Here is a 24,376-nt window from a genome sequence, read left to right on the forward strand (position 1 = left end):
ATACTGCACCGCAAAATACCGACGTAGGCTTTTGGTACGGGATTTGCGAGTTCACGAGAGGTTCGGACGAGTTCGGGAGTGGGGTTTAAGTGGCAGGGCGGCAGCGAATAGACCGCGTCAGGCGCCAGTACAATCAATGGGTCGCCAACCAGACGCTGGAAGACTACGCGCTGCGCTTCACCGCCAAAAGCGCGCGGCGCTGGTCCGCCGCCCGCGTCGCCAACACCGCAATCGGTGCGATCTCCTTCCTGGTGCTGGAGGCGATCGGCGGCACCATCACCCTCAATTACGGCGTCACCAACGCCGCGGCCGCGATCCTCGTCGTCTCCACCATCATCTTCTTCTGCGGCGTGCCGATTGCCTATTATGCAGCCAAATGCGGCATCGACATTGACCTCCTCACGCGCGGCGCCGGCTTCGGCTATATCGGCTCGACAATCACCTCGCTGATCTACGCCTCCTTCACCTTCATCTTCTTCGCGATCGAGGCGGTGATCCTGGCGACCGCGCTGGAGATGTGTCTCGGCATCCCCCGCCCGATCGGCTACCTCATCAGCGCGGTCGCGATCATCCCGCTGGTGACCTACGGCATCACGCTGATCAGCCGCTTCCAGCTCTGGACGCAGCCGCTCTGGGTCGTCCTGCACATCCTGCCCTTTGCCGCGATCGCGTGGGCCAGCCCGCACTCCTTCACGGAATGGCATAAATTCGCCGGCGAGCACGGCGACCTCGGCGGCCATTTCGACCTGTTGCTGTTCGGCGTCGCATCCTCCGTGGTATTCTCGCTGGTGGCGCAGATCGGCGAGCAGGTCGACTTCCTGCGATTTCTGCCGCGCGACCGCCGCACCTCCAGGGCGTCGTGGTGGATCGCCCTGATGAGCGCAGGACCGGGCTGGATCGTGCTCGGCGCGCTGAAACTTCTGGCCGGCTCGTTCCTCGCCTTCTTCGCACTGAGCCACGGCGTACCGCCCGAAGAGGCGGCCGAGCCCGCCCACATGTATCTCGTGGCGTTTCGCTACGTGCTGTCGGACCCGGATCTCGCCCTGGCGCTGACCGGGTTTTTCGTGGTGCTGTCGCAGATCAAGATCAACGTCACCAACGCCTATGCCGGCTCGATCGCCTGGTCGAATTTCTTCTCCCGCCTGACGCATAGCCATCCCGGACGCGTGGTCTGGCTGGTGTTCAACGTGATGGTCGCGCTGCTGCTGATGGAGATCGGCGTCTACAAGGCGCTGGAGCAGACGCTCGCGCTCTACTCCAACGTCGCGATCGCCTGGGTCGGCGCGCTGGTATCCGATCTCGTCATCAACAAGCCGCTCGGGCTCCGTCCGCCGCAGATGGAGTTCAAGCGGGCGCATCTCTACGACATCAATCCGGTCGGCGTCGGCGCCATGACGCTCGCGATCATCGTCTCGATCGCAGCATTTTACGGTCTGTTCGGCCCGACCCTGAAGGCGCTTGCCGCCTTCGTCGCGCTGACGGTAGCCTTCGTCACCGCACCGATCATTGCGTGGCTGACCGACGGGAAATTCTACATCGCGCGCAAGCCGAAACGGAGCTGGGCCAACATCGAGGCGATCCAGTGCTGTATCTGCGAGCACAGTTTTGAACCGGAGGACATGTCGTCCTGCCCCGCCTATGCCGGCCCGATCTGCTCCTTGTGCTGCTCGCTCGATGCACGCTGCCACGACCTCTGCAAACCGCATGCGCGGGCGCAGGTGCAATTTGCGGATGCGCTCAGCAGGATCCTGCCGCAACCGATCTATCAGCGGATCAACTCGCAGTTTGGCCATTACGTCGGTGTTTTCGTGGTCTCCGCCGGCCTCGTCGCATTGGTGCTCGGGCTGATCTATCTGCAGACCTCGGCGAGCGTGCATGGCGAGAACTCGCTCGTCTCCAACGTGCTGTGGAAGGTGTTCTTCTCGCTCAGCATCATCATCGGCGTGGTCGCCTGGCTGTTCGTGCTGGCGCAGCAGAGCCGCCGTGCGGCCGAGGCCGAGACACGGCGGCAGACGACGCTGCTGATCCAGGAGATCGACGCGCATAAGCGCACCGACGCCGAGCTCCAGCGCGCCAAAGAAGTCGCCGAATCCGCCAATCTCGCCAAGAGCCGCTATGTGGTGGGGCTGAGCCATGAGCTGCGCTCGCCGCTGAACGCGATCAGCGGCTATGCCCAGCTGCTGGAGCAGGATGCAACGTTGAACACCAAGCCACGCGACCAGGTCCGCGTCGTCCGCCGCAGCGCCGATCATCTCTCCGGCCTGATCGACGGCATTTTGGACATTTCCAAGATCGAGGCGGGGCGGCTTTACCTCTCCCGCGACGAGGTCCATCTGAGCGAATTCCTCCATCAGCTCGTCGGCATGTTCCGTCTCCAGGCTGGCGCCAAGGGCATCGACTTCGTGTTCCGGCGGCCGGCGACATTGCCGACGGTGGTCTATGCCGATGAGAAGCGGCTGCGTCAGGTGCTGATCAACCTCCTCTCCAACGCCATCAAATTCACCCAGACCGGCAGCGTGCAGTTTATCGTGCACTACCGCAGTCCCGTCGCCGAGTTCGAGGTGACCGATACCGGCCCCGGTATCCAGGGCGACGATCTCGAACGCATTTTTGCGCCGTTCGAGCGCGGCGCGCTCGGGGTTTCGCAACCGCAGACGGGCACGGGACTTGGGCTCACCATCAGCCGGCTGCTTGCCGGCGTGATGGGCGGCGACATCAAGGTTGCCAGCACCGTTGGCCGCGGCAGCACCTTCAAGGTGAAGATGCTGCTATCGGAGGTCAGCAACCCCAGGCGCATCGCGCCGGTGGAGACCCCCGTCTCCGGCTATCACGGCGCGCGCAAGACCATTCTCATCACCGACGACGATCCCGTGCATCGCGATCTCCTGCGCGAAGTGCTGACGCCGCTCGGCTTTATCCTGCTCAGTGCCGCCGACGGCCCTGGCTGTCTTGCGCTGGCGCAGCATTGCAGGCCCGATCTGTTCCTGCTCGACATCTCGATGCCCGGTATGGACGGTTGGACTGTGGCGGAACAGCTGCGCGCCGACGGCCACCACCAGGCGCGTATCCTGATGGTGTCGGCGAGCGCGCTGGAGGCGCACGGCGCACCGCTGGCACAGCCCTTCCACGACGGCTATCTGATGAAGCCGATCGACATTCCACGGCTGCTGGAGACCATCCGACAGCTCCTCAGGATCGAATGGCAATACGGCTCCGACGAGATCGTCGTGCCGCTGTGGCGGCCGGACAGCGGCTCGCGACCACCGGTCAGGCACGTCGAGGCGCTGATCGGGCTCGGCCAGATCGGCTACGTCAAGGCCATCCAGTTAAAGCTCGAAGAGATCGGCAGCGAACATCCGGAGCATGCCGATTTCGTCGCCGAAATGCGATCGCTGGTCGATCGCTTCGATCTCGACCAGTACATGACAACATTGAAAACACTGCATGCTTATGAGCATTGAGACGAAAAAGCGCGACGTCGTGCTCGTGGTCGACGACTCCCCCGAAACGCTGCGGCTGCTCACCGATGCGCTCGACGGCGCAGGCATGACGGTGATGGTGGCGATGGACGGCGCGGCCGCGATGCGCATCGTCGACCAGATCACACCCGACATCGTGCTGCTCGATGCCGTGATGCCCGGCATCGACGGCTTCGAGACGTGCCGGCGGCTCAAGCGCGACGCGGGCCTTGCCAATGTCCCCGTGATCTTCATGACGGGCCTCGCCGAAACCGAGCACATCGTGCGCGGGCTGGATGCCGGCGGCGTCGACTACGTGACCAAGCCGATCGTGATCGAGGAGATGCTGGCCCGCATCCGCGTCCATCTCGGCAATGCGCGGCTGACCCAGAGCGCGCGCACCGCGCTCGACGTCTCCGGACGCTTCCTGTTCGCGGTCAACCGCCAGGGCCACATCCTGTGGGCAACACCACAAGCCCAGAAGCTGCTGGCCGATCATCACGGCGCGCAGGCCGACGACTTCGTCCTGCCGCCGTCCCTGCTGCAATGGCTGGACCAGACGAAGGGCAAGGGCAGCGCGAAGACGCAAGCCGCTTCGCTGCCCGACAATCCGCAGCTCCGGTTCTATTACATGGGCGAAACCGCGCCGAACGAGTTCCTGCTGCGGCTCTCCAAGGAATCCGGCACAGCGCTGCCGCCCGAGTTCACCAGCGAGCTCGGCCTCACCACCCGCGAAGGCGAAGTGCTGGCCTGGCTCAGCAAAGGCAAGACCAACCGCGACATCGCGCAGATTTTGGGGTTGAGCCCGCGCACGGTCGACAAGCATCTGGAGCAGATTTACGCCAAGCTTGGCGTGGAGAACCGGACCGCGGCGGCAGCGATTGCCACGAATGCGACGCGAAGGAATTCGTAGCTACACCGCCCTGTCCCCTCACCCATACACAAACGCCTTGTCGTCCAGATCCGTCTTCGGGATTTCGTCCTTCTCGGTCCAGTAATCCTGGCTGTGCTGCCATTCCGGCTTGTCGCCGCGCTTGGGCAATAGGTTCATGTCGCGCATGATGTAGCCGGGATTAAAGTTCTCCGGATCGATCCAGGGCAGGATCGGCATGTTGTGGTCTTCGGCGCGCAAGCTCACCTCGACCTTCTTGCTGCCCTTCGCCTTCATGTGGCCGAGCAGCCGGCAGACGAAGTCTGCAACGAGATCCACGCGTAGCGTCCAGCTCGCGCGGAAATAGCCGAAAACCCAGACCATGTTCGGCACGCCCGTGAACATCATGCCGCGATAGGTGACGGTGTCGCCGAAGGCGAGCGGCTTGCCGTCGATCTCGAAGGCGATGTCGCCGAGCGCCGAGAGATTGAAGCCGGTCGCGGTGACGATGACGTCGGCCTCCAGCAGCTTGCCGGATTTGAGCTGGATGCCGTTCTCGACGAAGCATTCGATCTCGTCGGTGACGACCGAGGCCTTGCCGCCGGCGATGCCCTTGAACAGATCGGCATCGGGCACGAAGGCGATGCGCTGCCGCCACGGCCGATAGCTCGGCGTGAAATGCGTTTCGACGTCGTAGTCTGCACCGAGGACCGCGCTGATCTGGCCGATCAGCTCTTTCTTCACCTGCTCCGGCTTGGACAGGCAGAGTTTTGTGAACGCATCCTGCTCGAACAGGATCTTGCGCCGGACGATCTCGTGGATCCAGGCCTCGTCGATCTGAAGCCGGCGTAGCTCCTCCGCGATCTCAATGGCGTTGCGGCCGAGCCGGAAATAGGTCGGCGAGCGCTGCAGCATGGTGACATGCGCGCATGTGTCCGCGATGTTCGGCACCAGCGTCGCTGCGGTCGCGCCCGAGCCGATCACAACGACCTTCTTGCCCTTGAGATCGATGTCATCCGGCCAGGTCTGCGGATGCACGATGCGCCCCTTGAAGCGGTCCGTGCCCCTCCATTCCGGCGTATAGCCTTCGGAATGGCGATAATAGCCCTGGCACATCCAGAGGAAGTTGGCGGTGAAGATTTTTGGCTCACCGGTGTCGGTCACGACCGCCTCGATGGTCCAGAGATTTCGCTCGCTCGACCAGCTCGCCGAATTGATCTTGTGTTTGTAGCGGATGTGGCGGGCGATATCGTTGTCGTCGATCACCTCGTTCATGTAAGCGAGGATTTCATCGGCGGTCGCAATCGGCGGCCCGACCCAGGGCTTGAAGCTGTAGCCGAAGGTGTGAAGATCGCTGTCCGAGCGAATGCCGGGATAGCGATGCGTGCTCCAGGTGCCGCCGAACGTCGCCTGCGTCTCCAGGATGACGTAGCTCGTGCCCGGAAGCTGCTTCGTAACGTGATAGGCGCTGCCGATGCCGGAGATGCCGGCGCCGACGATCAGCACGTCGAAATGTTCTGAAGCCTGTTTGGCCGTAGCTTGACTGCGAACAGCGACATTCATTGTTGCTTCTATGCCTTGTCTTTTCAGGCCGCCGTTGACTGGCGACGCGTTTCCTCCGCGACGGGCATTGTCGCCAACCGCGCTTCCTCTGCAAAATGACATAGATCAAGCCGCGATCAAACTACAACGCCGCGCCCCAGCTCCGCGCCGTCTGCAAGATCCAGTCGCGATAGAGCGTCAGCGGCGTGACCCCCGTCAATCCGCCGCAGCCGGCGGCATTATTCGGCCCCGTCGACCAGCTGATGACACCGACGAGCATGGCACCGTTCGGCCTGTCCTCGAACACGGGGCCACCGGAATCACCGGTACAGGCGCCGATTCCGTCGCGAACACCGTTGGTTACGGGATCGACCAGGCGGATCTGGAATGTGCCGGGCTGGCCGGTAGCGACGAGCGCAGCAACCCGCGTCGAGCCGCCGCTCTTGCCATCACCGCGCACGGTGACGCCGATACCGGCGATGGTGAAGCGGCTGCCGACCTGGATTGGAATATTCGGCATCCCGACCGGCACCGTCGATTTTTCCTTGAGTGGAATTTCCAGTTGCAGCAATGCCACGTCTGCCGTGGCGCGATGCGCCTGCATCGCCTGCATGGTGAAGCTCGGGTGGATCGCGACCGTGCGGACGTTCAGCAATTGGGGCGTGCCATCGGCGCCACGATCGACGATCTTGTAGTCAGCGCCGGGCTGCACGCAGTGCGCGACGGTGAGCACCAGCTTTGGTGCGATCAGACTGCCGGTGCAGAAATTGCCGCGCGAGCCCACGATGGTGACGACCGCGCGCGCGACGCCGTCGGTCTGCGGCGTGCCGCCGCCGACGATGGCATGAGCGGGCGTGGCGAGCAGCAGCGCGGCTACGGTGAGAGTGGCAAGCTTCTTCATGAGAACACGCTCGGGCTCGGCAGGACTGGCCCTTGCCGATAGCGCATGCTAGCCCTCTTGGAAAGGAATTGACGAGGGCGGAGCATTGGCGATCGAGGCTGTGATCTTTGATTTTGGCGGCGTGTTGACGAGCTCGCCGTTCGAGGCGTTTTCGCGGTTCGAGACCGAGCGCGGCCTGCCCGTCGACATCATCCGGCGCACCAACGCCGCCAATCATCTGGAAAACGCCTGGGCCAAGTTCGAGCGCGCCGAGGTCGACGTCGACACGTTCGATGATTTGTTCGCAGACGAATCGCGCGCACTCGGTGCCGAAGTGCGCGGCCGCGAGGTGCTGCCGCTGCTCCAAGGCGATCTGCGCCCCGAAATGGTCGAGGCGCTGAAGCGCATCAAGGCACAATTCAAGACCGGCTGCATCACCAACAATTTGCCGGCCAACACCATCGGCAGCATGACCGGGCGCTCGCTCTACGTCGCCGAGGTCATGGTGCTGTTCGACCACGTCATCGAATCCGCCAAGATCGGCCTGCGCAAGCCCGACCCGCGCATTTACCAACTGATGGTTGAGGCGCTGAAGGTCGATCCGAAGAACTGCGTCTATCTCGACGACCTCGGCGTCAATTTGAAGCCCGCGCGCGAAATGGGCATGACCACGATCAAGGTTACGAGCGGCGCGCAGGCGATCGCCGAGCTGGAGGCGGCGACGGGGTTGAAGCTGACCTAGTTCGCAAATGCCGTAGGGTGGGCAAAGCGAAGCGTGCCCACCAAGCATATGGTGGGCACGGCGCTTCCGCGCCCTTGCCCACCCTACGAGAGCTACTCCGCCGAAGCGGCGGTGCGCTCGGGGAAGGCAGCCGCGAGCGAAGCTCTATCCGGTTTCAGCACGCCGCGCTCGGTGATCAGGCCTGTCACCAGTCGCGCTGGGGTCACGTCGAAGGCGTAGTTCGCGACCGGCGAACCCTCCGGCACGATGCGCACCGTTTCCAATCGGCCGTCGGCGGTGCGGCCGGTCATGTCGGTGACCTCAGTGCCGCTGCGCTGCTCGATCGGAATGTCGCGAATGCCGTCATCGACCGCGAAATCAATCGTCGGCGACGGCAGCGCGACGTAGAACGGCACGTTGTTGTCATGCGCGGCGAGCGCCTTCAGATAGGTGCCGATCTTGTTGCAGACGTCGCCATTGGCGGCGACGCGGTCGGTGCCGACGATGGCGAGATCGACCATGCCATGCTGCATCAGATGCCCGCCGGTATTATCGGGGATCACCGTATGTGGCACGCCGTGATGGCCAAGCTCCCACGCCGTGAGTGAAGCACCCTGATTGCGCGGGCGAGTCTCGTCCACCCAGACATGGATCCTGATGCCGCGCTCATGCGCAAGATAGATCGGCGCGGTCGCGGTGCCCCAGTCGACGGTGGCGAGCCAGCCGGCGTTGCAATGGGTGAGCACGTTGACCGTCTCGCCCGGCTTCTTCTTCGCGACGATCGCCTCGATCAGCGTAAGACCGTTGGCGGCGATGCCACGGTTGATCTCGACATCCTGCTCGACGATCTCGTCGGCCCTGGCGTACGCTGCTTCCGCCCGTTCGACCGGATCGATCGGCGCGAGCGTCGCACGCATCTCGTCCAGCGCCCATTTCAGATTGATCGCGGTCGGCCGTGCCACGACCAGCGTCGCGTAAGCGCGCCTCAGGCCCGGATCGGAGCTGTCCTCGCGCATCGCAAGTGCCATGCCGTAGGCCGCCGTCGCGCCGATCAGCGGCGCGCCACGCACCAGCATGTCGCGGATCGCAACCGCCGCGTCGTCGCACGAGGTCAGCTTTGCAACGATGAATTCATGCGGCAGCCGGCGCTGGTCGATCGCGCCGACCGACCAGCCGTCACGCTCGCGCCAGATGCTGCGGAAATGCTTGCCGTCGACCTTCATGGCATTCTGCCTTTCGTCTCAACCGCGCAGGATGCGCCCGGCGACCGCATCGAGCTTCTTCAGAAGCTCGGGATCGCGCGCTTCGGGCGCGGTGATCAGCGCGGTGTCGAGCGCACGGTCCGAACCGATCGGGCACGGCTCGTGCTCGCGCGGAAAGTCCTTGGCCAGCCGGGCCACCAGCGCCTTGGCCTTGTCGGCGTTGGACGTCAGCACGCGGATGATATCCTGCACGGTGACGGCGTCGTGATCGGGATGCCAGCAATCGAAATCCGTCACCATCGCGACCGTCGCGTAGCAGATTTCGGCCTCGCGGGCGAGTTTTGCCTCGGGCATGTTGGTCATGCCGATCACGGAATAGCCCAGCGTCTTGTAGGTCATGCTCTCCGCATAGGTGGAGAATTGCGGCCCCTCCATGCAGACATAGGTGCCACCCCGCGCGATCGCGATGCTCTCGGCTTCGGCCGCTGCGGCCAAATGGATGCGCAGCCGCGGCGAGACAGGATGCGCCATCGAGACATGCGCGACGCAGCCCTTGCCGAAGAACGAGCTCTCGCGCTTGTGGGTGCGATCGACGAACTGATCGACGAGAACGAACGTGCCGGGCGGCATCTCCTCCTTGAAGGAACCGCAGGCCGACAGTGAGATCAGGTCGGTGACGCCGGCGCGCTTCAGCACGTCGATATTGGCGCGGTAGTTGATGTCGGAGGGCGACAGGCGGTGGCCCTTGTCATGACGCGGCAGGAACACGATCGGCAGGCCTGCGATGGTACCGCGCCGCACGGGCGCCGACGGCTCGCCCCAGGGGCTCTTGATCACCTCTTCGTGCGCGCCCTCGAGTCCCGGCAAATCGTAGATGCCGGAGCCGCCGATGATACCCAATACCGCCTGCGCCATGCCTGCTCCACCCTGTCAGCTACGTGCGACATGGTTAAGCTATGCCAGTTTTGCGGCGGTTTTGGAACCGGGGGTGGAGACCCTGCAGGGAGGCGGCGGTATACTTAACCTAAGCCGCGGTCGCGGGCTGCAGCTGGGTCGCGACCATGCGCTCCAGCGTCTCGACGGACTGGAAATTCTCCGGCGTAATCTCGGTTTGCGGAATGGTGAAGTCGAACTCGGCTTCGACGCCCAGCATCAGATTGACCATGTCCATCGAGGTCAGGCCGGCATCGACGAGTTTCGTCGACGGCGTGACATCGGCGGTGAGCGAGTTCTGCGCGAGGATGCCCTTCACCAGCTTGGTGATGCGATTGCGCAAATCGGTATCGAAGGCCTGCATCGGCAAATTCCCATCTGTCTCTAAAAGGTCGGCCGGTTGCCGGGTACGATGGGCACGACGGGCCGATCCCGCAATGGGCGGCACCACTACTTCGCGTTTCTTAGTAAACGATGACTCAGATTGACTAAAATCCGTGCTTCTTCCAATTCGCTAACGCGATACCGGGAGTTTGGGCGATGCAAACAACCGCGCCTTAACTGTTCATTTGGAATTGCGGATCGTTTACCCTCTATTTCATCGACGAATTTGAATTAAATCCGTAGCCTCCAATCACAAGCAAAGATGGTCGGATGATCGCGAACGGCATCGCAAATGATGCCTGCGGTCTCGAACGACGAAACGGAGGCGGACGAGCATGAACGTGCGTGAAGCAGTCCTGACTGTCGACGAGACGCAAGCGAGCCTTCTCGAAGGCCCCTCCTTGATCGAACGCGCGGCTCACACCGCCACCGTGGCGGCAGCCGACGCCGACGGCGTCGATCAAGACGCCCGTTTCCCCCACAAGGCTTTCGATGCCGCGCGCGAGCAGAAGCTGCTCGGCGTGATGATTCCGGTCGAGTTCGGCGGCTTCGGCGCCTCGATCCATGACGTCACCGACATCTGCTACACGCTCGGACGCGCCTGCGCCTCGACCGCGATGATCTACGCGATGCATACGACCAAGGTCGCCTGCGTGATCCGCCACGGTCACGGCATCCCCTGGATGGAAACCATGATGCGCCGGGTTGCCCGCGACCAGTGGCTGCTGGCCTCCTCCACCACCGAAGGCCAGAACGGCGGCAACATCCGCGCCAGCGCAGCCGCGGTCGACCAGGCCGGCGACACCGTCTCGCTGGTGCGCGACGCCACCGTGATCTCCTACGGCGCCCAAGCCGACGGCCTCGTCACCATCGCCCGACGTGCCACTGATGCGGCGTCGTCGGACCAGGTGCTGCTGGCGCTCGCCAAGGACGATTATTCGCTGAAGCAGACGCAGGGGTGGGAAACGCTCGGCATGCGCGGCACCTGCTCGACCGGTTTCGAGCTGAAGGTCGATTGCCCCGCGGACCGTGTCTTCCCGGAAGCGTATGACAAGATCCACGCCCAGACCATGACGCCGTTCGCGCATCTGTGCTGGTCGTCGACCTGGGCCGGCATTGCCGCTGCCTCGGTCACGCGCGCGCAGGCCTTCGTCCGCAAGGCGGCCCGCACTTCCGGTGGCCAGATGCCGCCGGCGGCCGCGCACTTCACGGCCGCGAAAATGTCGCTCGCCAAACTGCGCGCATTGATATCGGCCAATCTCGACGCCTTCGCCCGCGCCGAGCATGACGAGCGCGCGCTCGGCTCGCTCGATTTCCAGTCCTCGATCACGCTTTTGAAGGTGCAGGCCTCCGAGCTTGCGGTCGAGACCGTGATGCATGCGATGCGCACCGCGGGCCTGTCCGGCTACCGAAACGACGGCGAGTTCACGATGGGCCGCCATCTTCGCGACGTGCTGTCGTCGCCGATCATGATCAACAACGACCGCATTCTGGCCAACGCCGCCACCTCGACGCTGATGAGCGGCATTCCGGCAAGTCTTCGTGACTAACAAGTCTTCGTGACTAACAAGCCTTGCGACTGACGTGCTTTCGAGACCAACAAGAATAATTGCCGATAACAGGAAGTCGAACATGAACATTGCTGTTCTCCCCAATTCGCCCGAGACCGCGCCGCAGGCCACGGATCCGCTCGATCATCTCGCCGACAAGCTGTTCCACCCGATGGGTTCGGACGGCGTCTATGCCCGCACCGCGCTCTATGAAGGTATCGTCGAGAAGCTCGCCGCGCTGATCACGAGCAATCGCGAAGCCGGCACCGAGGTGATGCGCTTTCCGCCGGTGATGAGCCGCAGCCAGCTTGAAAAATCCGGCTACCTCAAGAGCTTTCCGAACCTGCTCGGCTGCGTCTGCGGCCTGCATGGCACCGAACGCGAGATCAACGCCGCGGTGAGCCGCTTCGATGCCGGCGGCGACTGGACCACGTCGCTGTCGCCGGCCGATCTCGTGCTGTCGCCCGCGGCCTGCTATCCCGTCTATCCGATCGCGGCGAGCCGCGGCCAGCTGCCGAAGGGCGGCCTGCGCTTCGACGTCGCGGCCGACTGCTTCCGCCGCGAGCCGTCAAAGCATCTCGACCGGCTGCAATCGTTCCGGATGCGCGAATATGTCTGCATCGGCACAGCCGACGACGTCGCCGATTTCCGCGAGCGCTGGATGGTTCGCGCCCAGGCGATCGCGACCGATCTCGGCCTGACCTTCCGCGTCGACTATGCCAGCGACCCCTTCTTCGGCCGCGTCGGCCAGATGAAGGCGGTGAGCCAGAAGCAGCAGCAGCTCAAGTTCGAGCTTCTGATCCCGCTGCGTTCGGAAGAGCAGCCGACCGCATGCATGAGCTTCAACTATCATCGCGAGCATTTCGGCACGACCTGGGGCATCCAGGACGCCAATGGCGAGCCCGCACACACCGGCTGCGTCGCCTTCGGCATGGATCGCCTTGCCGTCGCGATGTTCCACACCCACGGCACCGATCTCTCCGCCTGGCCCGCCAAGGTGCGGGACCTTCTGGGCATGCAGCCGCTAGCTCCGGCTGACGCCCACGGCGAAGGCTGGCGCTAAGATAAGAGGCCGATCATTTCCACGGGTAAGACGAGCGTGATCCACACCAAGGTCCGATGTCGCGAGATCACCGAAGCCGACGTCGATGCGGTCGCGGACCTGTTGACGCGCGGCTTCGTCGGCCGCTCGCGCAACTATTGGATCCAGGGCCTGCGCCGGCAGGCCTTCCGGCCGGTGCCGGACGGCTATCCGCGCTTCGGCTACATGCTCGACAATGACGGCGAGCCGGTCGGCGTGCTGCTGCTGATCTACACCACGCGCAAGGATGGCGAGGAGACCGCCATCCAGTGCAATCTGTCGAGCTGGTATGTCGAGCCGGCGTACCGCAATTACGCGTCGCTGCTGACCAAGATCGCGCAGCGGCACAAGCACGTGACCTATCTCAACATCAGCCCGGCGGTGCGGACCTGGCCGATCATCGAGACGCAGGGCTTTCGCGCCTATTGCCGCGGCCTGTTCATCTCGGTGCCGGCGCTGTCGCGCGCGCCGCGCTGGAGCAAGATCGAGGTGATCTCGCAGCATACCAAGCAGATCGAAGGACTCTCCGACGAAGAGACCGAGCTGCTGACGCGGCATGCGCGCTACAATTGCCTGAGCCTGGTTTGCCGCACGCCGAAGGGCGTTTTCCCCTTCATCCTGCAACCGATGCGCATCCGCCGCGGTTTCATCGCACCGCCGGCGATGCAATTGATCTACTGCCGCAGCGCCGCCGAATACGCCGCCTGCGCCGGCCGCATCGGCCGGCTGCTGTTGCGGCTGGGCAAGATCTCGGTGATCGTCGATTCCAACGAGCCCATCCCCGGCCTTGTCGGTATTTATACCGAGCGACGCGGTCGCAAATATTTCAAGGGCCCGCACCGCCCGCGGTTGGCTGATCTCACGGATACGGAACTCGTCCTCTACGGGCCGTAGGGGCGGTACCTTACAGCAGAAACGGTGTTGTCCCGGCGAAGGCCGGGATGACACCGGGATCTGTTGCTTGAGATCCTCACTCTCTTCATCACCAGTCACCCTCCGTAAACTACGGCGCTTAAGGGAATTTTCCCGCCTCTTCGCTACCCTCAGTGGCTGAATTACGTTGCGTTAAGTCTATTGCCACCGAGATCCACTGATCCCATGACGTCGACCCGCGACAACGAGCTCGGTGCAAGCCGCGAGCAAGGCCAGCAGGCCCTGCTCTCGCTGAGTCAGCTTGCGCTCGATGGCATGGAACAGGGCGTCTGCGTTTACGATGCCGACAACCGGATCGTGCTGGTCAACCGCCGGTACATCGAACTGTTCGAGATGTCGGCCGACATCGTCAGGATCGGAACGCGCTACCGCGACGTGCTCGGCCACAGCGTGGCGCTCGGCAATATCCCGGCAGGTGAGGTTGACGCGCTCTACGCTTCCCGGATCGCATTGATCACTACCGGCAAGCCATTCCGCACTCGGCAGACGCTCGCGAGCGGCCTTGTCATCACGCTTGAGCTGAAGCCGCTTCCCGATGGCGGCTGGATGACGATCTGCGACGATGTCAGCCGCCTCGCCCGACTCGAGACCGAGCTGCAACTTCAGACCGAGCGCAGTCAGCACGCGCTCGCGAACATGTCGCACGGCCTCATCATGTATGACGCCAATAGCCGCGTCGTCGTTTGCAACGAACGCTTCCTGCAATTCTACGATCTCGACCCCAAGGTCATTAAACCCGGCATCTTGCACAGCACGGCGATCGAGCACTGGCTGTCGCGCGGTAACAAGGCGGACATGTCCGGAGACGAGTTCCGCGATGCCCGGATGAACGACGTCCTGACCAGGAGCCCGAAAACCGTTCTCGTGACGCGCTATGACGGCCGCAGGGTCCAGGCCGTATCCCGATTCATGCCCGACGGCGGCTGGGTCACCGTGCACGAGGACGTCACCGAACGGCTGCAGCACGAAGAGACGCTGAAGCAGCAGAACCTCATGCTGGATGCCGCGCTCGAAAACATGGCGCATGGGCTCGCCTTCTACGACAGCGACATGCGCCTGCGCATCTGCAACTCCACCTACCAGGAGATCTACCGGCTGTCGCCGGAGGAGAGCAAGCCCGGCACGCATCTCGCCGAGCTGATCGAGCGCTCGATGGCGAATGGCGCCTTCTCCTCCGAATACAGCCCACAGCAGATTCTGGAAGCCGCCAAGGCGCGAATCGACAGCAACGACTCCTCGCCGATGCGGCGGAGCATGACCAACGACACGATGATCTCGGTGCGCTATTGCGCGCTGCCCGAGGGCGGCTTCGTCGCCACCTATGAGGACATCACCGAACGCGAACGCGCGGTCGAGGAGCTGAGTGAGCAGTATCGCCGCTTCGACGCGGCGCTGAACAACATGAGCCAGGGCCTGTGCATGCTCGACGCGAGCCTGCACGTGATCGTCTGCAACCGCCGCTACATCGAGATGTACGGCCTGTCGCCTGACATCGTGAAGCCCGGCGTCTCGATGCGCGAGATCATGGAGCACAGCTGCGATCTCGGCATCCATCCGAACACGACCGCCGCCAAGATCTATGCCGACTATGTCGAGCGGCTGCGCGAGGGCGAGCACACGCTGCACCGCCATTTGACCGACGGCCGCATCATCAAGCTCAACCACAAGCGGATGGAGCATGGCGGCTGGGTCGTCACCTATGAGGACGTCACCGAGCGTCACAAGGCCCAGGCCCGGGTCGCGCACATGGCGCAGCACGATTCCCTCACCGATCTTCCCAACCGCACGCTGTTCCGCGAGAAGATGGGAGAGGGGTTGAACCAGGTCGCGATCGCCGGCGGCGCCATGGCGGTGCTGTGCTTCGACCTCGACAATTTCAAGACCGTCAACGACCGGCTCGGCCACGCCGCCGGCGACCGGCTGCTGCGCTGGGTCGCGGCGCGGCTGAAGGAGAATGTCGGCGAGCACGACACCGTCGCCCGTCTCGGCGGCGACGAGTTCGCCGTGCTCCAGCGCGGACCGCAGCCGCAATCGGCGGAGCGGCTTGCACGACGCCTGGTCGAGATCATCGGCCATCCGCCGCCGCTGGAGAGCCAGTCGATCCATGTCGGCGCCTCCGTCGGCATCGCGATCGCACCCGATCACGGCCTCGACGCCGACGAGTTGATGAAATGCGCAGATCTCGCGCTGTACCAGGCCAAGGCCAAGGGACGCGGCGCCTATCAGCTGTTCGAGCCTGAGATGGAAGAAGAGGCGCGCAGCCGGCACGCGCTGGAACATGACCTGCGCAGCGCGCTGGGAGCCAACGAATTCCATCTGGTGTTCCAGCCGCAGGTGCGGCTCGACACCACCGAGCTGACCGGCTTCGAGGCGCTGCTGCGCTGGAAACATCCGTCGCGCGGCCTCGTCTCGCCGGCCGAATTCATTCCGATCGCCGAAGAGAACGGGTTGATCGTTCCGATCGGCGAATGGGTGCTGCGCACGGCCTGCGCCACAGCGGCCTCATGGCCGGATGTCACGGTCGCAGTGAACCTGTCGCCGGTGCAGTTCCGCTCGCGCGGACTGGTGTCGATGGTGACGAGCGCACTTGCAGAAGCCGGCCTGCCGCCGCAGCGGCTCGAGCTCGAGGTCACCGAGACGGCGCTGCTCGACGACAGCGAAGCGACGATCGGGATCCTGCACCAGCTCCGCGCCCTCGGCGTGCGCGTCAGCCTCGACGATTTCGGCGTCGGCTATTCTTCGCTGAGTTACCTGCGCAAATTTCCGTTCGACCGGATCAAGATCGACCGCTCCTTCGTCGGCACGCTCGGCGAAAGTCCGGAGAGTGTCGCCATCGTCCGCACCATCGCGAGCCTCGGCTCCGTGCTTGGCGTCGAGACCACGGCGGAAGGCGTCGAGACGGTGGAGCAGCTCGACTTCGTCCGCGAATGCGGCTGCACCGCAGTGCAGGGTTATTATTTCGGCAAGCCGTGCCCGGCGGCCGAGGTAGAGCGCGCTATCGAGCGGCTGAACACCGTCCGCCGCGTGGCGTGAGCCTCGTCCTTCTCGTGCCGCGAAAACAACCCCATGCACAGTAGAAGGGGCGTTGATTTCAAAGGAGAAATTCGTCGCATTCGGTGCGAAATGGTGGGCACGGCGCAAATGCGCCTTTCCCACCCTACCCCGCCGCAGGCAGCACGCTGTCCGGCGGTGCGCTCCATGGGCGGTCACTTGAAGCGAGGCCGATCAGGCGGCCCTGGATGTAGTCGCAGCCCCAGTCGCGCAGCATGTTGGCGGCCTCCTCGTCCTGCACCCATTCGGCGACGGTCTTGATGTCGAGGCGGCGGGCGAGGTCGATCAGCGTCTGCACGAAGGCGCGGTCGTCGGCGGAATGCGTGATGTTCTGCACGAACGCGCCGTCGATCTTGACGATATCCACGCCGAGCTTGCGCAAATTGCGGAACGAGGTGTAGCCGGCGCCGAAATCGTCGATGGCGATGCGGCTGCCGAAGTTCTTGAGGCGGCTGACGAAAGCGCGGACATCGTCGATGTCCTGGATCGCGACCGTCTCGGTGATCTCGACGATCAGGCGCTCGGCGACGCCGGGATGGGCGCGCATCAGCGATTCGATTCCGGCCCACCAGTCCGGATCCATCGTGGTATCCGGCGAGATGTTGAGGCTGAGGCGGATGTCGGGCGCGGCCGCGAGCTCGGCAACCACGAGCTCGAGCACGCGGTGATCGACGAGCCGAATGAGGCCGAGCCGCTCGGCGACGGGAACGATGTCGGGCGCGAGCAGCACCTGACCGTCGCCCTGGTCCATCCGTACCAGGCATTCGTGGAACGCGCCCTCGCGCGTGGCAGCCGATACCACCGGCTCATAAGCGAGCTTGATGCGGCGCTCGTTGAGCGCGGTGACGATCTCGTCGGTGACGCGAATGTTGACGCGGCGCTGGGCGTCGCGCTCGGCATTCGGACGCCAGGCGGCGAACGAGCCGGCGCGGCGGCGCTTGGCGGCATCCAGCGTCTCGTGGGCACGGTTGACGGCCTCGTCGGCGTTGCGGGCATAGCGCGGCAGGCTGACCGCGCCGATCGAGACGGTGACCGAGACCGGACCGGATTTGGTCGGCACCACCTCGTCACGGACGCCGGCGAGAAAGCGCTCCGCGGCAACGTTCATGTCGTCGACGGTGCAGTTCTTCAGGATCAGGCCGAACTTGTTGCCGGAGAAGCGGCCGAGCACATCACCACCGCGCAAGCGCGCGCGAATGCGCTTGGCGACATCGAGGATCACGGCATCGGCAACGTCGAAGCCGAAGGCGTCGTTGACGCGGGCAAGATGATCGATGCCGACCAGCAGGAAGGCTGCGGTCGAGCGGAAGCGGCTAGTCTCCTCGATAGCTTCGGCCAGCGCCGCGATCAGGTGAGAGCGGTTGAGCTCGCCGGTCAAGGGATCAAGCCGGGCAAGCTTGGTCAGCTCCTCGTCACGGGCGCGCCGCTCATTGTTGATGCGGACGGAGCCGATCGCGCGCATCGGGCGGCCGTCGGCACCGGCGAACCAGCGGCCGGTCTCCTCGATCCAGACCACGGGATCGGACGCGCTCATGCGCACGCCATATTCGACCCGGTAGGGCGTGCCGTCGGTGCCGTACACCGCGGATGTCTGGGCCAGCGCCGCGCTCCGCAGCGTCTGCGCGGGCTCGATCAGCTTGGCGAACTCGGCGCCGGTCGCGAGGCGCTCGGCCGGAATGCCGGGGAAGATGGCGCCGGCCTGCTCGCCCCAGACGATGGCGTCACTGGCGAGATCCCAGACGAACACGGCCTGACCGAGAGCGGCCAGGATTTCGGAGGCTTGCGGCAATGCGGGGGTCAAAAGCGCCTCGTTTCGGGACAGCGGGGAGTCCTGAGCCGGCACAGAATACGGCCAGATTCGCCTCCGACCCTAGGCAAAGTTCATAAACAATTTGGAAACCACGTTCTGCGGGCCCCCGGAACCATATAGGCTCGACCGGCATAGGCCTTGCGAGACCCATCACAGGCACAGCGCGCTTCGTCTCGAAACGCGACAGTTGACCGGCCTGACGGTGTTACGATGGTGACGACTGATAAATCGGACGAAGCGGAGCGGACGATGGGCACCGCGGTGGTGCCGCTGACGCCCGTTTTACAGTTGGTCCGCAAGGTGCCGCTGACGCGCCCCGATCCGAGCTTCGTCACCCAGCTGATCGCCAATGCCGAGCACCTGCCCCAGGCAAGCCGGCTGCGCCGCGGCTCGTCCGAGGACGCACGCATGGCCTATGGCGGCAAGGGCCCGCTTCCGAGCGTCACCTCACGCACACGTCAGGTGGCGTAGCACCGATCAGCGCGGCTCTTCGGGCGAGGACGGCGTGCCGTTGCCCGGCTGCAAATGCGGCGAGGGAATTTCCGGCGACGCCACGATGCCCGGCTTCGGCGCGGGGTGATCCATCAAAACGGATTCGGCAACCGATTGCGCCGAGGGCGCAGGCGGCGCCTCAGGCTGCCGCGCAGGCACGGGATCGAGCTTCGGCTCGAACACCGTTGCTGGCGGCGGCGCCTCGGCCTGGCGCTTCGCCTTGCGCGGCAGCGCCACCGTCTCGGCGGCAACGTAGGCGATGCGGCGGCGTGCACGTTGGGCGATGCCGCCGAGGAAATCGGCCATCGAAAGCAGCGCCAGCAGGAAAAAAGTGGAATTGCCGAATTTGGGCCACATCACGAATTCGGCTGCGGCCGTGCCGAACAGGATCAGCGACAGCAGATGATCCATCAGGAATTTCGCGCCGGGCCGCGCCCCCTTGACCACTTCGAGCAGCAGCAGCAGCACGCCAAGCGCGAGCAGCAGGTCGGCAAGCGTGACCGGCCAGGTCTCGCCGGTGATCATCGGCACCTTGAACAGCACGTCCGAGAAGGACACGCTGGGCATCAGGAAGGCGATGATGTTGTAGACCGCGAGCGGAATCAGAAGCAGCGGGAAACCGACCATCGGCAAAGCGCCTTCTCGATCAAGATGTCCGGGCAAGACAACGCGACGGCGAAGCATTCGCTCCGCCGCCGACACCGTCATATCTCATGGATTGGCCGAAATCAGGCAGGTCACGTCATCCTGATCGAGGATAACCCTGCCTGAGAAGAGTCTTTAGGACTCTTTCTTCTTCAGGACCTGACGGCCCTTGTACATGCCGGTCTTGAGGTCGAGATGGTGCGGACGACGGAGCTCGCCGGAGTCCTTGTCTTCCACATAGGTCGGCTTCTTGATGGCGTCTGCCGAGCGGCGCATGCCACGGCGCGACGGCGAAGTTTTTCGTCTCGGAACGGCCATTTCAATATCCTCTAGGGATTGGTGTCATCAGGGCATCGTCCGCGGGGGACGGCTCAGCACCCAAACGGGGCGAGCGAAATGCCGATCAAGGCCGGGCTTATAGAGGAAGGCTGGCCGTAAATCTAGGCTCTTGGGCCGGAAAATGCGCCCGAAAACGGCCCGAAATCAGCGATTTTCCCGCCAACAGGTCAAAAGCGAGGAGGCCTGTCCTCTTGCCACATAGGTCCCGGCCAGCCGCCGGACGCCAGGTCCCGGGGTCCTGGCGCTGCGTTTGACCGGATTCGGCAGGATCGAGGCCAAAAGAGCCGCTTCGCGGGGGGAGAGGTTGGCCGCCGACTTGCCGAAGGCATAGGCGCTGCCCGTCTCGACCCCAAACTGGCCCTGCGGGCCGAGCTCGGCAATGTTGAGGTAAATTTCCAGGATCCGCTGCTTGGGCAGGACGAAATCGATCCAGAGCGCCAGCGGGAATTCCAGCGCCTTGCGGACGAAATCCCGCCCCTGCCAGAGGAACAGGTTTTTCGCGACCTGCTGGGTGATGGTGGAGGCGCCGCGGAACGGCGTGCCGTCCTCCTTGGCGTCGTCGATGGCCTCGCGCAGCGCGCCCCAGTCGATGCCGTGGTGCTTGCAGAAATGGGCGTCCTCGGCCGCCACCACCGAGCGCGGCACATAGGGCGACATCGCCGCCAGATCGATCCACTCCCGATGCATCGGCGCGCCCGTCAGCGAGCGCCAGGCCATCAGCGTCGAAACCGGATGTCCGGTGCGGTAGAATGGCGCGATCACATAGGGCGCCAGCAACGCGACCGCGACCATCACCAGCAGGATTTTGACGATGCGCAAATCGACCTTTCCGGCGCAAACTGAAACCTGGCCGCGAATCCCGCCATTAAGTCTGTGATAATCTGGGCCTTTTCCAGCACTTTTTAGGCCTTCCAAACGATTGACTGGGGCCGGCTCATAAAGGATTGTCCCGCCGAATTTTGGTTCTGGAGCCTTTCTTGATGACCGGCACGTCCCCGTCCGATTTCGCCAAACGTCTGGACAAGACCGCTGATGACACCGAAGCCCTGCTCGGGCGCCTCCTGTCGGACGACATCCTGCACGATGAGATCGCCCGTCCCAAGCGACTGATGGACGCAATGCGCTATTCGAGCCTGAATGGCGGCAAGCGCCTGCGGCCATTCCTGGTGGTCGAGAGCGCCGCCGTATTCGGCATTCCCCGCGAAGCAGCGCTGCTCGTCGGCGCCGCGCTCGAATGCATCCACTGCTATTCGCTGATCCATGACGATCTGCCGGCAATGGACAATTCGGACCTGCGCCGTGGCCGCCCCACCCTGCACAAGCAGACCGATGACGCGACCGCGATTCTCGCCGGCGACGGCCTGCTGACGCTCGCCTTCGACATCGTCACCCGCGACGAAATCCATCGCGACGCCAATGTACGCCTCCTGCTGACGCGCGCGCTGGCGCGCTGCGCCGGCATCGGCGGCATGGTCGGCGGCCAGATCCTCGATCTCGCCGGCGAAGGCCGCTTTGGCGGCAACGAGCCGATCGATGTCGCGCGCATCCAGCAGATGAAGACCGGCGCGCTGTTGCGCTACGGCTGCATCGCCGGTGCCCTCCTCGGCCAGGCCTCGCAGAAGGAATATCAGGCGCTCGACGATTACGGCCGCGCGCTCGGCGAAGCCTTCCAGATCGCCGACGACCTGCTCGACGTCGAAGGCGATGCCGCCGCGCTCGGCAAGCCGGCCGGCGCCGATGCCGCGCTCGGCAAGACCACTTTCGTGACGCAGCTCGGCATCGAAGGCGCCAAGCAGCGCGTGCGTGATCTGCTGGCGCGCGCCGACAGCGCCGTCTCGATCTTCGGCGATCGCGCCGCCGTGCTGCAAGCCGCCGCGCGCTTCGTCGCCGAACGCAAGAACTGACGCGCATCGATGGCGGCCGAGGGCAAAGAAGACCCCGTCCTCGCCCGCTTCCGCCAGATGTCGCGGCCGATGCGGCTGATCTATGCGCGGCCGCGGACGTTCATCTCGTTCGGTATCGGCATCCTCGTCTGCCTGCTTCTGCCAAGCTCGCTCCGGCTGACGACGCGGCTTGTGCTCGGCTGGGATGCGCTGATCGCAGTGTATCTCGTGCTGGTCTACAGCATGATGCTGTGCAACGACCACCAGCACATCCGCCGCAGCGCCGCGATGCAGGACGACGGCCGCTTCGTGATCCTGCTGGTGACGGCGATTGGCGCGTTCGCGAGCATCGCGGCGATCGTCGCGGAGCTCGGCGCCCATCGCGGCGCTGCGGAGCTGACCATCGCCATCACCACCATCGCGCTGTCCTGGGCCGCCGTGCACACGACGTTCGCACTGCATTATGCCCATGACTATTACCGCCATCCGCCGGGCGGCTTGCAATTCCCCAGCGGCGACAAGGAAGACCACGCCGACTATTGGGACTTCGTCTATTTCTCGTTCGTGATCGGCATGACCGCACAGGTCTCCGACGTCGGCATCACCGACAAGACCATCCGCCGCACCGCCACGGCGCACGGCATCGTATCCTTCATCTACAACACGGCCCTGTTGGCGCTGACGGTGAACATCGCGGCGAGTGCGATCGCGACATGATCCCGACGACATTGTCCCGGCTTCGCCGGAACAATGTCAGGGGAAGCAGTCCCCTTAATTGCAGACCTCGGCATTGGCATCAACGTGAGGGCCGCCGCCACCGCGATAGACGAGGTGGCAGCCAGGCCTGACCGGACGGCAGAGCAGGTCATTGCAAAAAATCTGCCCCCCGCCGCCTGAGGCGCGACCCGCGCCGGCCGCAGCGATACCGGCCGCCGCTCCAGCGGCCGCGCCACCGGACTGACGACGCTGCCGCGCGGGACGGTCATCGCCGTCGTCGCGCCTGGCGGTTGCAGGCTTGGTCGGCTTGGCAGCACGCTGCTTCTCGCATTCATTGTCGTCGTTCAGCGCATAGCCGTCGCCGCAGACGATCTTGGTGCATTTGTCGCCGTCAGCCTTGAAGCCGTGATCGCAGACCAGCGGGCAGACGCGCGACTGCTTTGACTTGACCGTGTCGAGCGCATCCGTGCTTGCGACCTTCACGTCGAGCTTGGTGCCGGCATAGCGGTTGAACTGCGACAGCGACCGCTGCGCGGACGTGCTCCAGTTGCCGTCAGCCTGACCGGAGAAACAGCCGACGCGGCCGAGCTCGGTCTGCACCGAGCGGTTGAGATCGGCCGGCGTGACTGTTGGCGTCAGCGAAGCGACATTGGTGCCGGCCGGGCTCGCCGTGCTGGCCGGCGCGGCGCTCGGTGCTGTCGCGGCGAGATTGACGCGCTGCTGCTCGGCGGCGGCAGCCTGCTGCTGCGCCTGCTCCTTGGCCTTCTGCGCGGCAAGCTGGGCCTGCTCGGCTGCCTTCGCGTCGGCAGCAGCCTTGGCCTGGGCGTCCTTCTGGGCGCCGAGGGCGGCGAGACGGTCGCGTTCGGCGTCGGCCTGCTTCGCCTTCTCGATCGCCGCCGCATGAGCCTGCTCGGCTTGGATCTTGTCGAGCTGAAGCTTGGCAAGGTTCGCATAGAAGCCGTCCGGATGCTGCGCCAGGAAGGCTTCCCATGCCGGCTTGTTGCCGACCTGGAGCGCGAGTTCATAGTCGCGGCGCATGTCGGCCTGCGGATTCACCACGGGCGCGGGCGCCGCTGCGATCACGGGCGTCGCCTTCACCGGCACCAGCGGCACGTCTTCGCCGCCGAGCGAACCGTAGACGAACGGCTCCTGCTTGTTGCCGGTCGACTTGAGCACGTCGTCGCGCACGAAACCGAAGGCGCGGCGAACGTCGAGGCCCGGCGTGGTCAGGTGCTTCGACAGCGCGATCGTGAACGGGCTGTTGGCGCCGTCGCCATCCTGCGCCGTGAAGCCGGCCTTGGCCGAATAGGCGATCAGCGTATTGGAGCTGGTCGGCTCGACCTGGGCCAGACCACGCCCGATGCCGCGCGAGGCAAGCGTGCGCTTCATGGTCCTGCCGAACGGATTGTCACGACAGGCATCGAGGATCACCAGGCGCAGCTGCTTCGCCGGCTCGACTGCGACCAGAACGCGATCGAGCGAGAGCGCCTCGTCATAGACATCGGTGTCGCGCTCGAGCTTGGCATCCACCGGGATCAGGTAGTTGGAACCTTCGACCTCGATGCCATGGCCGGCATAGTAGACCACGGCGATGTCGGCATCGCGGGTTGAATCAGCGAAGTCGCGCAGCACGCGCCGCGTGTCGAGCGCGGTCAGATCGTGGCGGGAATCGACCACATCGAAGCCGGCGTCCTTCAGCGTCTTCGCCATCACCGAACCGTCGTTGACGGGATTGGTGAGCTGCGGCGCGTGCTGATAGGCCGAGTTGGCGAGCACCAGCGCGACGCGCTTTCCAGCGAAGGCGGGCCCGGCGCCGAACAACAGCGCGACGGCGAGGAGAAACGGGCAAAGCCTGAACAAATTGCGCATGACACGACTTCCAAA

At 64.4% G+C, this 24,376-nt stretch carries 20 protein-coding genes; 10 read left to right on the plus strand and 10 right to left on the minus strand.

Going from position 1 to position 24,376, the window contains the following annotated elements; genetic code table 11:
• The first annotated feature begins 89 nt into the window (after window positions 1-89).
• Both FXB40_RS38470 and FXB40_RS38475 read left to right on the plus strand, forming a co-directional pair.
• Window positions 90-3,461 carry a hybrid sensor histidine kinase/response regulator gene (locus tag FXB40_RS38470; RefSeq protein ID WP_148777477.1) on the plus strand — a complete coding sequence of 1,124 codons (3,372 nt, stop codon included), beginning with the start codon at window positions 90-92 and terminating at the stop codon, window positions 3,459-3,461.
• Window positions 3,445-4,371, plus strand: coding sequence for a response regulator (locus tag FXB40_RS38475; protein ID WP_430648177.1), 927 nt, complete (start codon window positions 3,445-3,447; stop codon window positions 4,369-4,371). Before FXB40_RS38470 ends, FXB40_RS38475 begins: the two co-directional genes overlap by 17 nt.
• Window positions 4,372-4,389: 18 nt before the next feature.
• Here FXB40_RS38475 and FXB40_RS38480 read toward each other — a convergent pair whose 3' ends face one another.
• Both FXB40_RS38480 and FXB40_RS38485 read right to left on the minus strand, forming a co-directional pair.
• A complete protein-coding gene (locus tag FXB40_RS38480) occupies window positions 4,390-5,892 on the minus strand; it encodes a flavin-containing monooxygenase (RefSeq protein WP_148777478.1) in 1,503 nt (500 codons plus the stop codon).
• A 121-nt stretch (window positions 5,893-6,013) separates the two neighbouring features.
• The gene (locus FXB40_RS38485) at window positions 6,014-6,772 is read right to left on the minus strand and encodes a S1 family peptidase (protein ID WP_148777479.1); all 759 of its coding nucleotides are present in this window, start codon (window positions 6,770-6,772) and stop codon (window positions 6,014-6,016) included.
• A gap of 85 nt (window positions 6,773-6,857) precedes the next feature.
• On the opposite strand from FXB40_RS38485, the gene FXB40_RS38490 reads away from it, so the two are divergent.
• Window positions 6,858-7,493, plus strand: coding sequence for an HAD-IA family hydrolase (locus FXB40_RS38490; RefSeq protein WP_187437434.1), 636 nt, complete (start codon window positions 6,858-6,860; stop codon window positions 7,491-7,493).
• A 92-nt stretch (window positions 7,494-7,585) separates the two neighbouring features.
• Here the strand turns inward: FXB40_RS38490 and mtnA are convergent, their stop codons facing one another.
• From mtnA to FXB40_RS38505, 3 genes are all read right to left on the minus strand, one after another.
• Window positions 7,586-8,695: an S-methyl-5-thioribose-1-phosphate isomerase gene (mtnA, locus tag FXB40_RS38495; protein ID WP_148777480.1), complete on the minus strand. Its 1,110-nt coding sequence runs from the start codon at window positions 8,693-8,695 to the stop codon at window positions 7,586-7,588.
• Window positions 8,696-8,713: 18 nt separating this feature from the next.
• Window positions 8,714-9,589, minus strand: coding sequence for an S-methyl-5'-thioadenosine phosphorylase (locus tag FXB40_RS38500; RefSeq protein ID WP_148777481.1), 876 nt, complete (start codon window positions 9,587-9,589; stop codon window positions 8,714-8,716).
• A 109-nt stretch (window positions 9,590-9,698) separates the two neighbouring features.
• A complete protein-coding gene (locus FXB40_RS38505) occupies window positions 9,699-9,971 on the minus strand; it encodes a phosphopantetheine-binding protein (protein WP_148777482.1) in 273 nt (90 codons plus the stop codon).
• 355 nt (window positions 9,972-10,326) lie between these two features.
• Here FXB40_RS38505 and FXB40_RS38510 point away from each other — a divergent pair, with 355 nt between their 5' ends.
• The 4 genes from FXB40_RS38510 (at window position 10,327) to FXB40_RS38525 (ending at window position 16,588) form a co-directional block, all read left to right on the plus strand.
• Complete coding sequence (locus FXB40_RS38510) at window positions 10,327-11,541, plus strand: acyl-CoA dehydrogenase family protein (protein WP_148777483.1); 1,215 nt, start codon at window positions 10,327-10,329, stop codon at window positions 11,539-11,541.
• Window positions 11,542-11,623: 82 nt separating this feature from the next.
• Complete coding sequence (locus tag FXB40_RS38515) at window positions 11,624-12,604, plus strand: amino acid--[acyl-carrier-protein] ligase (protein ID WP_148777484.1); 981 nt, start codon at window positions 11,624-11,626, stop codon at window positions 12,602-12,604.
• A 36-nt stretch (window positions 12,605-12,640) separates the two neighbouring features.
• On the plus strand, window positions 12,641-13,516 hold the full coding sequence (locus FXB40_RS38520; RefSeq protein WP_148777485.1) for an acyl-CoA acyltransferase: 876 nt from the start codon (window positions 12,641-12,643) through the stop codon (window positions 13,514-13,516).
• 204 nt (window positions 13,517-13,720) lie between these two features.
• Window positions 13,721-16,588 carry a PAS-domain containing protein gene (locus FXB40_RS38525; RefSeq protein ID WP_148777486.1) on the plus strand — a complete coding sequence of 956 codons (2,868 nt, stop codon included), beginning with the start codon at window positions 13,721-13,723 and terminating at the stop codon, window positions 16,586-16,588.
• Between the two features lie 124 nt (window positions 16,589-16,712).
• On the opposite strand, the gene FXB40_RS38530 is transcribed toward FXB40_RS38525, so the two are convergent.
• Window positions 16,713-18,407 (minus strand): putative bifunctional diguanylate cyclase/phosphodiesterase, encoded by a 1,695-nt coding sequence (locus FXB40_RS38530; protein WP_187437435.1) that lies wholly within the window; start codon window positions 18,405-18,407, stop codon window positions 16,713-16,715.
• A gap of 219 nt (window positions 18,408-18,626) precedes the next feature.
• Here FXB40_RS38530 and FXB40_RS38535 point away from each other — a divergent pair, with 219 nt between their 5' ends.
• Window positions 18,627-18,887: a hypothetical protein gene (locus tag FXB40_RS38535; protein WP_148777488.1), complete on the plus strand. Its 261-nt coding sequence runs from the start codon at window positions 18,627-18,629 to the stop codon at window positions 18,885-18,887.
• Window positions 18,888-18,893: 6 nt separating this feature from the next.
• Here FXB40_RS38535 and FXB40_RS38540 read toward each other — a convergent pair whose 3' ends face one another.
• The 3 genes from FXB40_RS38540 to mtgA form a co-directional block, all read right to left on the minus strand.
• Complete coding sequence (locus tag FXB40_RS38540) at window positions 18,894-19,535, minus strand: hypothetical protein (RefSeq protein WP_187437436.1); 642 nt, start codon at window positions 19,533-19,535, stop codon at window positions 18,894-18,896.
• A gap of 153 nt (window positions 19,536-19,688) precedes the next feature.
• A complete protein-coding gene (rpmF, locus tag FXB40_RS38545) occupies window positions 19,689-19,871 on the minus strand; it encodes a 50S ribosomal protein L32 (RefSeq protein ID WP_007598106.1) in 183 nt (60 codons plus the stop codon).
• 165 nt (window positions 19,872-20,036) lie between these two features.
• Window positions 20,037-20,711, minus strand: a complete 675-nt coding sequence (mtgA, locus tag FXB40_RS38550; protein ID WP_148777490.1) for a monofunctional biosynthetic peptidoglycan transglycosylase — start codon at window positions 20,709-20,711, stop codon at window positions 20,037-20,039.
• A gap of 161 nt (window positions 20,712-20,872) precedes the next feature.
• Here mtgA and FXB40_RS38555 point away from each other — a divergent pair, with 161 nt between their 5' ends.
• Both FXB40_RS38555 and FXB40_RS38560 read left to right on the plus strand, forming a co-directional pair.
• Entirely contained in the window at window positions 20,873-21,796 is a 924-nt protein-coding gene (locus FXB40_RS38555; RefSeq protein WP_148777491.1) for a polyprenyl synthetase family protein, read from the plus strand.
• 9 nt (window positions 21,797-21,805) lie between these two features.
• A complete protein-coding gene (locus FXB40_RS38560; protein WP_148777492.1) occupies window positions 21,806-22,492 on the plus strand; it encodes a DUF1345 domain-containing protein in 687 nt (228 codons plus the stop codon).
• Between the two features lie 54 nt (window positions 22,493-22,546).
• On the opposite strand, the gene FXB40_RS38565 is transcribed toward FXB40_RS38560, so the two are convergent.
• On the minus strand, window positions 22,547-24,361 hold the full coding sequence (locus tag FXB40_RS38565; RefSeq protein ID WP_148777493.1) for a caspase family protein: 1,815 nt from the start codon (window positions 24,359-24,361) through the stop codon (window positions 22,547-22,549).
• Window positions 24,362-24,376: the final 15 nt, after the last annotated feature.

The organism is Bradyrhizobium rifense, from assembly GCF_008123425.1.
Lineage (GTDB): Bacteria > Pseudomonadota > Alphaproteobacteria > Rhizobiales > Xanthobacteraceae > Bradyrhizobium > Bradyrhizobium rifense.